General features: G+C 69.6%; 10 protein-coding genes. 6 read left to right on the top strand and 4 right to left on the bottom strand.

Annotated features, from left to right (window positions below):
- Position 1 precedes the first annotated feature (1 nt).
- The 3 genes from AB0H62_RS28770 to sucC are packed head-to-tail and all read right to left on the bottom strand — an operon-like array spanning position 2 to position 2,589.
- On the bottom strand, positions 2 to 511 hold the full coding sequence (locus tag AB0H62_RS28770; RefSeq protein ID WP_304504299.1) for a carbonic anhydrase: 510 nt from the start codon (positions 509 to 511) through the stop codon (positions 2 to 4).
- 2 nt (positions 512 to 513) lie between these two features.
- A complete protein-coding gene (sucD, locus tag AB0H62_RS28765; protein ID WP_220240584.1) occupies positions 514 to 1,404 on the bottom strand; it encodes a succinate--CoA ligase subunit alpha in 891 nt (296 codons plus the stop codon).
- A 3-nt stretch (positions 1,405 to 1,407) separates the two neighbouring features.
- On the bottom strand, positions 1,408 to 2,589 hold the full coding sequence (gene sucC, locus AB0H62_RS28760; RefSeq protein WP_220240585.1) for an ADP-forming succinate--CoA ligase subunit beta: 1,182 nt from the start codon (positions 2,587 to 2,589) through the stop codon (positions 1,408 to 1,410).
- Positions 2,590 to 2,913: 324 nt separating this feature from the next.
- On the opposite strand from sucC, the gene AB0H62_RS28755 reads away from it, so the two are divergent.
- The 4 genes from AB0H62_RS28755 (at position 2,914) to AB0H62_RS28740 (ending at position 9,630) form a co-directional block, all read left to right on the top strand.
- A complete protein-coding gene (locus tag AB0H62_RS28755; RefSeq protein ID WP_220240586.1) occupies positions 2,914 to 4,656 on the top strand; it encodes a thiamine pyrophosphate-binding protein in 1,743 nt (580 codons plus the stop codon).
- Between the two features lie 16 nt (positions 4,657 to 4,672).
- Complete coding sequence (gene frc, locus AB0H62_RS28750) at positions 4,673 to 5,902, top strand: formyl-CoA transferase (protein WP_220240587.1); 1,230 nt, start codon at positions 4,673 to 4,675, stop codon at positions 5,900 to 5,902.
- 11 nt (positions 5,903 to 5,913) lie between these two features.
- Positions 5,914 to 8,052, top strand: coding sequence for an acetate--CoA ligase family protein (locus AB0H62_RS28745; protein WP_220240588.1), 2,139 nt, complete (start codon positions 5,914 to 5,916; stop codon positions 8,050 to 8,052).
- A gap of 174 nt (positions 8,053 to 8,226) precedes the next feature.
- The gene (locus AB0H62_RS28740; RefSeq protein WP_220240589.1) at positions 8,227 to 9,630 is read left to right on the top strand and encodes an OFA family MFS transporter; all 1,404 of its coding nucleotides are present in this window, start codon (positions 8,227 to 8,229) and stop codon (positions 9,628 to 9,630) included.
- A gap of 60 nt (positions 9,631 to 9,690) precedes the next feature.
- On the opposite strand, the gene AB0H62_RS28735 is transcribed toward AB0H62_RS28740, so the two are convergent.
- Positions 9,691 to 10,428, bottom strand: a complete 738-nt coding sequence (locus AB0H62_RS28735; protein WP_220240590.1) for a GntR family transcriptional regulator — start codon at positions 10,426 to 10,428, stop codon at positions 9,691 to 9,693.
- Between the two features lie 293 nt (positions 10,429 to 10,721).
- On the opposite strand from AB0H62_RS28735, the gene AB0H62_RS28730 reads away from it, so the two are divergent.
- The gene (locus tag AB0H62_RS28730; RefSeq protein ID WP_220240591.1) at positions 10,722 to 11,708 is read left to right on the top strand and encodes a 2-dehydropantoate 2-reductase; all 987 of its coding nucleotides are present in this window, start codon (positions 10,722 to 10,724) and stop codon (positions 11,706 to 11,708) included.
- A gap of 31 nt (positions 11,709 to 11,739) precedes the next feature.
- Entirely contained in the window at positions 11,740 to 13,740 is a 2,001-nt protein-coding gene (locus AB0H62_RS28725) for a molybdopterin-dependent oxidoreductase (protein WP_220240592.1), read from the top strand.
- Positions 13,741 to 13,745 lie beyond the last annotated feature (5 nt).

The following is a 13,745-nucleotide window of genomic DNA, read 5'->3' as shown; positions in this document are numbered from 1 at the left end:
CCTAGTCCGGCCGGCCCGCGGCGCCGACCTCGGTCATCGCCCCGGTCCGCTCGTCGTACACGAACCCTCGCACGGACGCGGTGTGCGGCAGGAACGGACTGCTGCGCACGCGGCGCAGGCACTGGCGCACGTCCTGCTCGGCGTCGGTGAACGCCTCGGCCGACCAGGGCGGCCGGATCCCGGTGCCCTGCTCGACCTGGCGGGCGAACTCCGTGTCCGTGAAGGTTCGCATGCCGCAGTCCTCGTGGTGGACGAGGATGATCTCCCGGGTACCCAGCAGCCGCTGGCTCACCGCCAGGGACCGGATCGCGTCGTCGGTCACGGCGCCGCCGGCGTTGCGGATCACGTGCGCGTCGCCCTCTTCCAGGCCCAGCAACCGGTACACGCTGATCCGCGCGTCCATGCACGCCACCACCGCCACGCGCCGGCGTGGCCGCTTCACCAGCCGGGTGTGGTCGAGGCCGCGGTGGTAGCGCCCGGCGTTGGCGACCAGCGCGTCGATCTCGCCCACGGCTACGGCGTTCCCGCGAGGACCTCGCGCACCAGCCGCGCGGTCTCGCTCGGGGTCCGGCCGACACGGATGCCCGCCGCCTCCAGCGCCGCCTTCTTCGCGACGGCCGTGCCCGCGGAGCCGGAGACGATCGCGCCGGCGTGGCCCATCGTCTTGCCCTCCGGCGCGGTGAACCCGGCGACGTAGCCGACGACGGGCTTGCTCACGTTCGCCTTCACGAAGGCGGCCGCGCGTTCTTCGGCGTCGCCGCCGATCTCGCCGATCAGCACGATCACGTCGGTCTCCGGGTCCTTCTCGAAGGCCTCGACCGCGTCGATGTGCGTAGTCCCGATCACCGGGTCGCCGCCGATGCCGACGCAGGTGGAGAAGCCGATGTCGCGCAGTTCGTGCATGAGCTGGTAGGTGAGCGTGCCCGACTTCGACACCAGCCCGATGCGGCCGGGCCCCGTGATGTCGGCCGGGATGATGCCGGCGTTGGACAGGCCGGGGGAGACGATGCCAGGGCAGTTGGGGCCGATGATCCGCGTCTTGCCGCCCTTGGCCACGGCGTGCGCCCAGAACACCGCCGAGTCGTGCACCGGCACTCCCTCGGTGATGACCACGGCCAGGCCGATCTCGGCATCGACGGCCTCGATGACCGCGTCCTTCACGAACGGCGGCGGCACGAACAGCACCACCACGTCGGCGCCGGTCTCGGCCATCGCGTCGGCGACGCTGCCGAACACGGGCAGCTCGTGCTCGCCGACCGCCACCTTCTGGCCGGCCTTGCGCGGGTTCACGCCGCCGACCACGTTCGTGCCCGCGGCGAGCATCCGCTTGGTGTGCTTCATGCCCTCGGCGCCGGTCATGCCCGACACGACGACACGGCTGTTCTCGTCCAGGAAGATCGCCACTTCTCAGGCCTCCGCGCTAGCAGTAACGGTCGCGAGCTTGGCCGCCTCGCGGGCGGCGTCGTCCATGGTCTCCACCACGGTCACGAGCGGGTGGCCGGCTTCCGCGAGGATGCGCCGTCCCTCGGCCACGTTGTTGCCGTCGAGGCGCACGACGAGCGGTTTCGTCGCGCGGTCGCCGAGGATCCCCAGCGCCTGCACGATGCCGTCGGCCACGGCGTCGCACGCGGTGATGCCGCCGAAGACGTTCACGAAGACGCTGCGCACGTCGGGGTCGCCGAGGATCACGCCGAGCCCGGCCGACATGATCCCGGCCGACGCGCCGCCGCCGATGTCGAGGAAGTTCGCCGGTCCTCGCGCGCCCAGCTCGGCGGCCGCGGCCGCGACGACGTCCAATGTGGACATCACCAGGCCGGCGCCGTTGCCGATCACGCCGATGTCGCCGTCGAGCTTCACGTAGTTGAGCCCCTGCTCGGCGGCTTCGCGCTCCAGCGGGTCACCGGCGTCCGGGTCGGCGAACGCCGCGTGGTCGGTGTGGCGGAACTCGGCGTTGGCGTCGAGCGTGACCTTGCCGTCGAGCGCGATCACCGCGCCGCCCTTGGTGCGGGCCAACGGGTTGACCTCGACGAGGGTGGCGTCTTCGGCGACGAAGACCTCCCACAGCCGCACCAGCGCGTCGGCGATGTCGTCGGCCACCTCGGCCGGGAACTGCGCCGCGGCGACGATCTCGGCCGCCTTGGCGCGGTCCACGCCCGTCAGCGCGTCGACCGGCACCTTGGCCAGCGCCTCGGGCCGGGTCGCCGCGACCTCTTCGATCTCCATGCCGCCGGCCACCGACGCCATGGCGAGGAACGTCCGCTCCGCGCGGTCGAGCAGGTAGGACACGTAGTACTCCTCGGCGATCTCGCTCGCCTCGGTCACCAGCACCTTGTGCACGGTGTGGCCCTTGATGTCCATGCCCAGGATGTCGTCGCCGACCTGTTCCGCGTCGTCCGGCGTGGCCGCGAGCTTGACGCCACCGGCCTTACCGCGGCCGCCGGTCTTCACCTGGGCCTTCACCACGACGGTGCCGCCGATCACCACGGCGGCCGCGCGCGCTTCTTCCGGGCTCGTGGCGACGCGGCCGCGGGGGACCGGTACGCCGTGCGAGGAGAACAGCTCGCGCGCCTCGTGTTCGAAGAGATCCATCTGAGTCCTTCCTGGCGGGCCCGGGTGGGCCGCGAACGGGACTGGGGAGGAAAAGGGCCGTCCGGCGTGGCGTCATCCGCAGCGGCTCCGGCGAAAAAAACCTCCGGACAAACCTGCGGATGGCCCTGGACAGCGGGTCGCTCGGAGAGTAATTCTAATGCCTACCTCATACGGTATGCAATCTACAGTTTTCGGTGAAGGTGCCGCTGACCTGGAGGGATGCCCTCGCCGCGGCTGTGGACCGACGGCAGTGCAGACCGGGGAGCGCACCGGAACGAGCGCCCGGATCAGAGAGGTCCGGCGTGAGACCAGAGGAGTTGAGCAATGGCGCCAACCACGACCGGCCAGAACGTCGACAAGGACCGGGCCGCCCCTGCGACGAACGGCGGCCAGCCGGCTCCGGACACGATCTCCGGCGGGCACCTGGTGGCCAAGGCGCTCAAGGCGGAGGGCGTCGACACGATCTTCACGCTGTGCGGCGGGCACATCATCGACATCTACGACGGCTGCGTCGACGAGGGCATCAACGTCATCGACGTACGCCACGAGCAGGTCGCCGCGCACGCGGCCGACGGTTACGCGCGCATCACCGGCCGGCCCGGCTGCGCGGTCGTCACCGCGGGCCCGGGCACCACGGACGCGGTGACGGGTGTGGCCAACGCCCTGCGCGCGGAGAGCCCGATGCTGCTGATCGGCGGTCAAGGCGCGCTGAGCCAGCACAAGATGGGCTCACTGCAGGACCTCCCGCACGTGGACATGATGAACCCGATCACCAAGTTCGCCGCGACCGTGCCCTCGACCGCCCGCGCGGCCGACCTCGTGTCGATGGCGTTCCGCGAAGCCTTGGCGGGCGCGCCCGGCCCGGCGTTCCTGGAGATCCCGCGCGACGTGCTCGACGCCCGCGTGCCGCTGTCGGCCGCACGGATCCCCGAGGCGGGCCGCTACCGCGCGTCCACCCGCAGCGCCGGCGACCCGGCCGACATCGAACGCCTCGCCGACCTGCTCGTGCACGCGAAGAAGCCGGTGATCCTCCTCGGCAGCCAGGTCTGGACCACCCGGGCGGCCGAGCCGGCGGCGGAACTCGTGCGCACGTTGAACATCCCCGCGTACATGAACGGCGCGGGCCGCGGCACCCTGCCGCCGGGCGACCCGCACCACTTCCAGCTCTCGCGCCGCTACGCGTTCGACAACGCCGACGTGATCGTGATCGTCGGGACGCCGTTCGACTTCCGCATGGGCTACGGCAAGCGGCTTTCGCCCGAGGCCACGGTGGTGCAGATCGACCTCGACTACAAGACCGTCGGCAAGAACCGCGACATCGACCTCGGCCTCGTCGGCGACGCCGGCCAGATCCTCGCCGGGGTGTCGCAGGCCGCGTCGGGCCGCGTCGACAACGGCGCGCCGGCCCGCAAGCCGTGGCTGGAAGAACTGCGCACCGTGGAGGAGAAAGCGAAGGAGAAGCGCCTGCCGCAGCAGCACTCCGACGCGAACCCGATCCACCCGTACCGGCTCGTGCACGAGATCAACGAGTTCCTCACCGAGGACTCGATCTACATCGGCGACGGCGGCGACATCGTCACCTTCTCCGGCCAGGTCGTGCAGCCGAAGTCGCCGGGCCACTGGATGGACCCGGGCCCGCTCGGCACCCTCGGCGTCGGCATCCCGTTCGTGATGGCCGCCAAGCACGCCCGTCCGGACAAGGAGGTCGTCGCGCTCTTCGGCGACGGCGCGTTCTCCCTCACCGGCTGGGACTTCGAGACGCTGGTGCGGTTCAACCTGCCGTTCGTCGGGATCGTCGGCAACAACTCGTCGATGAACCAGATCCGCTACGGCCAGGCGCAGAAGTACGGCCTGGCGCGCGAGCGCATCGGCAACACCCTGGGCGACGTCCCCTACGACCAGTTCGCCCGCATGCTCGGCGGCTACGGCGAAGAGGTCCGCGACCCCAAGGACATCGCGCCGGCGCTGCAGCGCGCCCGCGAGTCGGGCAAGCCGTCGCTGATCAACGTCTGGGTCGACCCGGACGCGTACGCCCCCGGAACCATGAACCAGACGATGTACAAGTAGTCGGGAGGCAGGAAAAATGGGAAAGGCACTTGAGGGCGTCCGCGTCCTCGACATGACCCATGTCCAGTCGGGACCGTCGTCGACCCAGATCCTCGCCTGGCTCGGCGCGGACGTGATCAAGGTGGAGACGCCGGGACGCGGTGACATCACGCGCGGCCAGCTGCGGGACCTGCCCGGAGTGGACAGTCTCTACTTCACGATGCTGAACGGGAACAAGCGCAGCATCACGCTCAACATGAAAAGCGAAGAGGGCAAGGAGATCTTCACCAAGCTGGTGTCCGGTGTGGACATCCTCGTGGAGAACTTCGGTCCCGGTGTGGTCGACCGCTTCGGCTTCTCCTGGGAGAAGCTGCAGGAGATCAACGAGGGCCTCATCTATGCCTCCATCAAGGGCTTCGGGCCGGGCCGCTACGCCGACTTCAAGGCCTACGAGGTCATCGCGCAGGCCATGGGCGGCTCGATGAGCACCACCGGCTTCGAGGAGGGCCCGCCCACCGCGACCGGTGCGCAGATCGGCGACTCCGGCACCGGCATCCACCTCGTGGCCGCGATGCTCGCCGCGCTCTACCAGCGCACGAACACCGGCCGCGGGCAGCGGGTGCAGGTGGCCATGCAGGACGCCGTGCTCAACCTCTGCCGCGTCAAGCTGCGCGACCAGCAGCGCCTGGCGCACGGCCCGCTCGGCGAGTACCCCAACGACGTGTTCGGCGACGAGGTGCCGCGCTCGGGCAACGCCTCCGGCGGTGGCCAGCCCGGCTGGGCGGTGCGGTGCGCGCCCGGCGGCCCGAACGACTACATCTACGTGATCATCCAGCCGGTCGGCTGGCAGCCGCTCACCGAGCTGCTGGGCCAGCCCGAGCTCGCCGAGGACCCCGAGTGGGCCACGCCCGAGGCCCGGCTGTCCAAACTGGACAAGGTGTTCGCGCTCGTGGAGCAGTGGACCGAGCGCCACACCAAGTGGGAGGTCATGGAGAAGCTCAACGCCCACAACATCCCGTGCGGCCCGATCCTGTCCACGAAGGAGCTCATCGAGGACGAGACGCTGGCCGAGCTGGGCACCGTGGTCGAGATCGACCACCCCGAGCGCGGGAAGTTCAAGACCGTGGGCTGCCCGCTCAAGCTGTCCGACTCCCCGGTGGACATCGGCCGTTCGCCGCTGCTGGGCGAGCACAACGGCGAGGTGCTGAGCGAGCTCGGCTACGCCACCGACGACCTCGAGCGGCTGCGCACCGCAGGCGTGATCTAAGGAGATTCTGGATGACCACGGGAACCGGCCGCGAAGCGGTCGAGAAGATCCTGGCACAGGCGGCGGCCGAGGGCCGGTCGTCGCTCACCGCCCCTGAAGGCCGCGCGGTCTGCGAGGCCTACGACATCCCCACCCCGCAGGAGCGTCTCGCGACTTCGGCCGACGAGGCCGTGGCGCAGGCGCGGGAGATCGGCCTGCCGGTGGTGCTGAAGATCGTGTCGCCCGACATCCTGCACAAGACCGAGGCCGGCGGCGTGCTCGTCGGCCTGCGCACGGCCGAGCAGGTGGCCGACGGGTACGCCACGATCCTGGCCAACGCCAAGGCCTACAACGCCGAGGCGAGCATCATCGGCGTGCAGGTGCAGCAGATGCTGACCACGGGGCAGGAGGTCATCATCGGGTCGGTCACCGACCAGACCTTCGGCAAGATCGTGGCCTTCGGCCTCGGCGGCGTGCTCGTCGAGGTGCTCAAGGACGTGACCTTCCGGCTGGCCCCGACCAGCGAGGACGAGGCACTGTCCATGGTGGACGGTATTGCCGCGGCGGAGGTGCTCAATGGCGTGCGCGGCAGCGAGCCGGTTGACAAGAAGGCCCTGACGGCCATCATCCACAACCTTTCGCAGCTGGTCAGCGACTTCCCGCAGCTCGCGGAGGTCGACCTCAACCCGGTGCTCGCCACGGCCGACGGCGCGACCGCGGTCGACGTGCGCATCCTGGTCGACCCGGACGCGGCGAAGGAGCCGGTGCGGTTCACGCAGGAGGAGATCCTCGCGTCGATGAACCGGATCATGAAGCCGGCCGCCATCGCGGTGATCGGGGCTTCGGCCGAGGCCGGCAAGATCGGCAACTCGGTCATGAAGAACCTCGTCAACGGCGGCTACGCGGGCGAGATCTACCCGATCAACCCCAAGGCGTCGGAGATCCTCGACCGCAAGGCGTACGCGAGCATCTCCGACGTACCCGGAGACGTGGACGTCGCGGTGTTCGCCATCCCGGCGAAGTTCGTGGCGGCCGCGCTGGAAGAGGCCGGGGCGAAGGGCGTGGCCGGGGCGATCCTGATCCCGTCCGGGTTCGGCGAGACCGGCAACATCGAGCTGCAGAACGAGGTCGTCGCGATCGCGCGCAAGCACGGCGTGCGCGTCCTCGGCCCCAACATCTACGGCTACTACTACACACCCGAAAACCTGTCGGCGACGTTCTGCACGCCGTACGACGTCAAGGGCGGTGTCGCGCTCTCCTCGCAGAGCGGCGGCATCGGCATGGCGATCCTGGGCTTCAGCCGCTCGGCGGGCATGGGTGTGTCGTCCATCGTGGGCGTGGGCAACAAGGCGGACATCGACGAGGACGACCTGCTCACCTTCTTCGAGCACGACGAGAATACCCAGCTCGTCGCGATGCACCTCGAAGACCTCAAGGACGGCCGCTCGTTCGCCGAGACCGCCAAGCGCGTGTCGGCGAAGAAGCCGGTGGTCGTGCTCAAGGCCGGGCGCACCTCCCAGGGCGCCAAGGCGGCGAGCTCGCACACCGGAGCGCTGGCCGGCAACGACAAGGTATACGACGACATCCTGCGCCAGAGCGGCGTGATCCGGGCCCCGGGGCTCAACGACATGCTCGAGTACGCCCGCGGCATCCCGCTGCTGCCCACGCCGCAGGGTGAGAACGTCGTGATCATCACCGGTGCCGGCGGCTCGGGCGTGCTGCTGTCCGACGCCTGTGTGGACAACGGTCTGTCGCTGATGGAGATCCCCGGCGACCTCGACGAGGCGTTCCGGAAGTTCATCCCGCCGTTCGGCGCGGCCGGCAACCCGGTGGACATCACGGGTGGCGAGCCGCCGTCGACCTACCGGAACACGATCGCTCTCGGCCTTTCGGACGAGCGCATCCACTCCTTGATTCTCGGCTACTGGCACACGATCGTCACGCCGCCGATGGTGTTCGCCGAGCTCGTGGTGGACGTGGTCGAGGAGTTCCGCCGCAAGGGGATCCACAAGCCGGTGGTGGCGTCGCTCTCGGGCGATGTCGAGGTGGAGCAGGCGAGCGACCACCTCTACGCCAACGGGATCGTCGCCTACCCGTACACGACCGAGAAGCCCGTGGCGGTGCTCGGTGCCAAGTACCGCTGGGCGCGGTCGGCCGGACTGCTCGGCTGATCACTTCCGGCGAGAGGGAAGGAGGCGTATCTTGCCGGACACCTAGCCGTCGGCCAAGCGGGGGACACGAGCACACGCACGAAGCGCCGGGCGCGCGCGGTCGCGCCCGGCGGGGGGCAAGGAGCCACCCCACTCAGAGGGAACCGAAGTCAACGTTGACGAAAGAGAACTCTCATGACCGCAGCCTTACCGACGTACCAGGAGATCGTCGACGACAACGGACGCAAGTACCGGATCGGTGAGAGTCCCAGAGACATCATGGGCCGCTCACGCGCATTCATGGTCTGGCTGCCGTGGGTCGCCATGATGGCGGTGAGTGTGTTCGAGTACGGCTGGGGAGCCGTCGAAGGCACACTCGAAGACAAATACGGCTGGTCGCTGTCGGACGCGTTCTGGCTGGCCAGCATCTGGGCCGTGTTCCAGGCCGGGGTCGCGTTCCCGGCCGGGCGGCTGCGCGAGAAGAACATCGTCTCGGCGAAGACCGCCATGCTGTTCGGCGCGCTCTTCTCCGGGATCGGCTACTTCACCATCGCGCACAGTGGGAACCTGGTGCTCGCCTTCATCGGGTACTCCGCGCTCGGCGGCACCGGCGCAGGACTGGTCTACGCCACCTGTATCAACATGGTCGGCAAGTGGTACCCCGAGAAGCGCGGTGCGCGCACCGGCTTCGTGAACGGCGGCTTCGCCTACGGTTCGGTGCCGTTCATCTACCTGTTCAGCGCCTTCCTCGGCCACGAGAACCTGACCATCACGCTCGACGCCATCGGCCTCTACATGCTGCTGGTCGTCGGGATCTGCGGGTTCCTGTTCAAGGACCCGCCGAAGAACTGGTGGCCCGCGGAGGTCGACCCCATCGCGTGGCTGAAGGGAAAGGCGACGGGCAGCGCCAAGAGCCTGGAGAAGAACCCACCCGCCGTCCGGCAGTTCACGCCGATGGAGGCGATCAAGACCGGCATGCTCCCGCTGATGTGGGTCACGCTGATCGTGATCGGCGGCGTGTCGTTGTTCGGCATCAACTTCCAGGTGCCGTTCGCCGAGGAGAGCCACTTCGGTGCGTTCGTCGCGGCGTCCTCGGCGGGCATCCTCGCGATCGTCAACGGCGTCGGCCGCGGCCTGGTCGGCTGGGCGTCGGACCGGATCGGCCGCAAGGCCACCCTGTTCTGGGTCCTGGTGATCGCGGCGGTCGCGCAGTTCGGCGTGATGTGGTCGGGCAACACGCACAGCCTGTTCTGGTTCATGGTGTTCGCGGTCCTGACCGGATTCGGCAGTGGCGCGTTCTACCCGCTGTTCGCCGCGCTCGTGCCGGACTACTTCGGTGAGAACCACAACGCCACGAACTACGGCCTCGTCTACAGCGCCAAGCTCATCGGCGGTGTCGGCGGTGGTGGTCTCGCCGCGGGCGTGATCGCGGCGTGGGGCTACACCGGTGCCTACGTCCTGGCCGGTTGCATCGCGTTGCTGTCGGCCTTCATGGTGCTGTTCCTGCGCCAGCCGGGCCGCCGCAGCGGCCCGACCGCCTCGGAGCAGACCGGCGTGGTCGCACAGGCCTCACCGGCCGCCGGGACCGCCGGCAGCTGACGCCTGCCGGGGTTTTCGGTACAGGGCCCGGGAGTGAGGGGGCGGCTGACGCCCGCCCCCTCACTCCCGGGCTGCTTCGGGCCGCTCGTGGAACGCCCGGCGCGTGCGTTCCGTGTGGTGGGCCATGATCTTCTCCGCCTTATCGACCTCGTGCGCCGCGACGGCCTCGATCAGCTCGGCGTGCTCGTGCCAGGCGTCGTGGCCGCGGGGCCGGGCGATCGGCGTGTAGTACCAGCGCACGCGGCGGTCGACGAGCCCGATCAGCTCGGCCAGCACGGCGTTGCCGGTCAGCTCGGTGAGGAACGAGTGCAGGTCGGCGTTGGCCGAGACCAGGCCCTCGCTGTCGTCGGCGGCGAGGGCTTCGAGGCCGGCGTTCTGCAGCTCCCACAGCCGGGCCACGTCCGCCTCGGTCGCGCACGCGGCGGCCAGCCGGGCGGAGTGGGTCTCGAGCACCGCGCGAACACCGAGCAGCTGGTCGGCCTCCTCGTCGGTGGGCATGTGCACGAACGCGCCCTGCGCGGGCCGCAGGTCGACCCAGCCCTCGGTCTGCAGGCGCTGCAGCGCTTCGCGTACCGGCTGACGGCTCACGCCGAGGTACTCCGCCAAGTCGGCCTCGACGAGGTGCTGCCCGGGCTCGAGCGTGCGGTTGATGATGAGCTCGGCCAACGCGTCGTACACGACCTGGCGCAGCGGCGCCGGCCGCTCCACACGCTGGGCGGACTTCGCCGCGAGGGACCCCTTGGCCGTTCGCCGACCGGTGGGCCCGCGCTCGGGCAGGGGAGAGGCGGGCTGGGTCACGGGGCACCTCTGGTCTGAGTAGACGCGGTCCGCGGGAACGCGGGGAAACCGCGGGATTTCGTGGAGCTGATCCGAGAATACAGGTTTTGGTATGCAAAATCCCAACTCTTCACTCTGTGGCCTGGATCTCACCCGAAGTGGATCAATCGGACGGGCGTGAAATGACAATCAGTATCGGGTCCGCCTGCTCCGGCCGGGTGTCATCGGCGAATTCCATCACCGGATCCTGGTGCCTGAGCGCGTCTCGGGATACTGTATGCAATCGCTGTGTTCGACCGAGCGGGAGGCACACCATGCGGGTTGCTGTTCTGGGCGCGGGCGCGATCGGCGCCTACGTGGGTGCGGCTATGCACCGAGGCGGCACCGAGGTCCATCTGGTCGCGCGCAAGGCGCACCTCGAGGCGATGCGCGAACACGGAGTGCGGGTGCTCAGTCCCCGCGGAGACTTCACCGCGCGTCCCCACGTCACCGACGACCCGGCCGAGATCGGCCCGGTCGACTTCGTTTTCCTCGGGCTCAAAGCCCATTCCTACCCGAGCAGCGGTGAGCTGCTCGAACCACTGCTGGGCCCGGACACCGCGCTCGTCGCGGCGCAGAACGGCATCCCGTGGTGGTACTTCCACGGCCTGGCCGGACATCCGCTGGAGGGCCACCGGGTCGAGACCGTCGACCCGGACGGCGAGACCAGCCGGGTGATGGCGGTCGAGCGCGCCATCGGGTGCGTCGTCTACTGCTCCACCGTGATCGAGGAGCCGGGCGTGATCCGGCACCTCGAGGGCACGCGGTTCTCCCTCGGCGAGCCGGCGGGCGGGGTCTCACCCCGCTGCGTCGCGCTGTCCGAGGCGATGATCGAGGGCGGCCTCAAGGCGCCCGTCGAGCCCAACCTGCGCGACGACATCTGGGTCAAGCTCATGGGCAACGTCGCCTTCAACCCGTTGAGCGCGCTGACCCGGGCGACGATGGCGCAGATGTGCGAGCACGAGGACACGCGCGAGCTCGTGGCCACGATGATGACCGAGACCCTCGCGATCGCCCGGGCCGCGGGGGCGGATCCCCAGGTCTCCGTGGAGAAGCGGATCGACGGCGCCTGGCGCGTCGGCCACCACAAGACGTCGATGCTGCAGGACCTCGAGGCCGGCAAGCCGCTGGAGATCGACGCCATCATCGGCGCCGTCGTCGAGCTGGCCGAGCTCACCGGGGTGCCCGCACCCGCGCTGCGCCACGTGCACGCGGCCATCGGCTTGCTGAACCGGACGGCCACCGCCGTGCCGGTCGGCTGACACCCATCCCACCACCTCCTGGAGGCAGAAGATGAAGCGCAGGAAGGACACCACGCCGTACACCCGGCTGACGGAGCCGCTGGTGCGGGACTCCGGTGTGCTGCGGCCGGCGACGTGGGAAGAGGCGCTCGACCGCGCCGCCGCGGGGTTCCGGCGCACGCTGGATACGAAGGGCCCCGAGGGCTTCGGCATGTTCTCCTGCGCGCGGTCCACGAACGAAATGAACTATGTGGCCCAGAAGTTCACCCGCGCGGTGATGGGCACGAACAACGTCGACTCGTGCAACCGGACCTGCCACGCGCCCAGCGTGGCGGGTCTGGCGCGGGTGTTCGACAGCGGTGGCGGCACGTCGTCGTACGCGGAGATCGAAGACTCCGACGTGATCGTGATCTGGGGCGGCAACCCGCGCGAGGCGCACCCGATCTTCTTCCAGCACGTGCTCAAGGCCGTCCACAAGGGAGCGAAGCTCTTCGTGGTGGACCCGCGCCAGACGAGCACGGCGAAGTGGGCGCACCGGCAGCTGCAGCTGGAGGTCGGGACCGACATCCCGCTCGCCAACGCGATCGCGCGGGAGATCATCCACTCCGGACTGGCCAACACCACGTTCATCGAGCGGGCCACGGAGGGCTACGAAGAGTTCGCCGCCTCCGTGGAGCCGTGGACGCTCGAGGTCGCCGAGCAGGTCACGAAGGTGCCGGCCGAGCTCATCAAGGAGCTGGCCCACACCTACGCGCGCGCCGACCGCGGGCAGATGTCGTGGACGCTGGGCATCACCGAACACCACAACGGCACCGACAACGTGCTGTCGCTGATCAACCTGTCGCTGCTGGCCGGGCAGGTCGGGCGCTACGGCGCCGGGCTGAACCCGTTGCGCGGGCAGAACAACGTGCAGGGCGGCGGCGACATGGGCGCGATCCCGGACCGGATGCCCGGGTTCCAGGACATCCTCGACCCGGCCGTGCGCGCGAAGTTCGACGAGGCGTGGGGCTCGCACATCCCGCCGTACAAGGGCAAGAACCTCACGCAGATGCTCGAGGCGATGGAGGACGGCCTGATCACCTGCGTGTACGTGATCGGGGAGAACCCGGTGCAGTCCGAGGCCGACTGCGAGCACACGATCAAGCGCCTGTCGAACATCGAGCACCTGGTGGTGCAGGACATCTTCCTCACCAAGACCGCGCAGCTCGCCGACGTGGTGCTGCCCGCGTCGGCCGCGTGGTGCGAGAGCGACGGCACCTTCACCAACAGCGAGCGGCGCGTGCAGCGCGTGCGCAAAGCGGTGAACCCGCCGGCCGGCGCGCGCGACGACATCGAGGTGATCTCGGAGCTCGCCCGCCGCCTCGGGCACGACTGGCACTACAGCGGCGACGACGGCCGTGAGGTGTGGGACGAGCTGCGGTCGCTCTCGCCGATCCACACCGGCATGAGCTACGAGCGCCTCGAGGAGCTCGGCGGCATCCAGTGGCCGTGCTACAGCGAGGACACACTGGAGCCGTCGTTCCTGCACGCCCGCCTGTGGGCCGAGGACCCGGCCGAGCGCGGCCGGCCGGCGCCGTTCACCGTGCTGCGCCACAGCCCGCCGGTCGACGTGCTCGACGACGAGTTCCCGTTGCGGCTCACCACGGGCCGGCGGCTCGATTCTTACAACACCGGTGTGCAGTCCGGCGGGTTCCCGTCGCCGCGCCGGCGCGGCGAGACGCTCGACCTGTGCTCGGCCGACGCCGCGCAGCTGGGTGTGGTGGAGGACGAAATGGTGCAGATTTCCTCGCGGCGAGGCGCGATCGTCGCGCCGGTGCGGATCGACGAGGGGCTGCGCCCCGGCCTGGCGTTCATGACGTTCCACTTCCCGGACGAGGTCGACGTCAACGTGATCACCATCGAGGCGACGGATCCGGTGGCGGGCACGGCGGAGTACAAGGCTGCCGCTATCCGGGTGGATAAATTGTCTTCGGGGGGTCCAGGGGGGCTTGCCCCCCGGCTGGGGTCTGGGGCTCGGCCCCAGAAGACACAGTTCGACGCGGTCGCGGGCTGAGGGGG

Origin of the sequence: Amycolatopsis sp. NPDC050768 (genome assembly GCF_040654155.1) — a bacterium.
Taxonomy (GTDB): Bacteria; Actinomycetota; Actinomycetes; order Mycobacteriales; family Pseudonocardiaceae; genus Amycolatopsis.
The sequence above is the reverse complement of the archived record's forward strand: the minus strand, read 5'-3'. Positions and strand labels throughout refer to the sequence as shown.

Excerpts from the sequence above, each read along its gene's own strand:
- sucC (WP_220240585.1), bottom strand. The coding sequence starts at position 2,589 with ATGGATCTCTTCGAACACGAGGCGCGCGAGCTGTTCTCCTCGCACGGC.
- AB0H62_RS28755 (WP_220240586.1), top strand. The coding sequence starts at position 2,914 with ATGGCGCCAACCACGACCGGCCAGAACGTCGACAAGGACCGGGCCGCC.
- frc (WP_220240587.1), top strand. The coding sequence starts at position 4,673 with ATGGGAAAGGCACTTGAGGGCGTCCGCGTCCTCGACATGACCCATGTC.
- AB0H62_RS28745 (WP_220240588.1), top strand. The coding sequence starts at position 5,914 with ATGACCACGGGAACCGGCCGCGAAGCGGTCGAGAAGATCCTGGCACAG.
- AB0H62_RS28740 (WP_220240589.1), top strand. The coding sequence starts at position 8,227 with ATGACCGCAGCCTTACCGACGTACCAGGAGATCGTCGACGACAACGGA.
- AB0H62_RS28730 (WP_220240591.1), top strand. The coding sequence starts at position 10,722 with ATGCGGGTTGCTGTTCTGGGCGCGGGCGCGATCGGCGCCTACGTGGGT.
- AB0H62_RS28725 (WP_220240592.1), top strand. The coding sequence starts at position 11,740 with ATGAAGCGCAGGAAGGACACCACGCCGTACACCCGGCTGACGGAGCCG.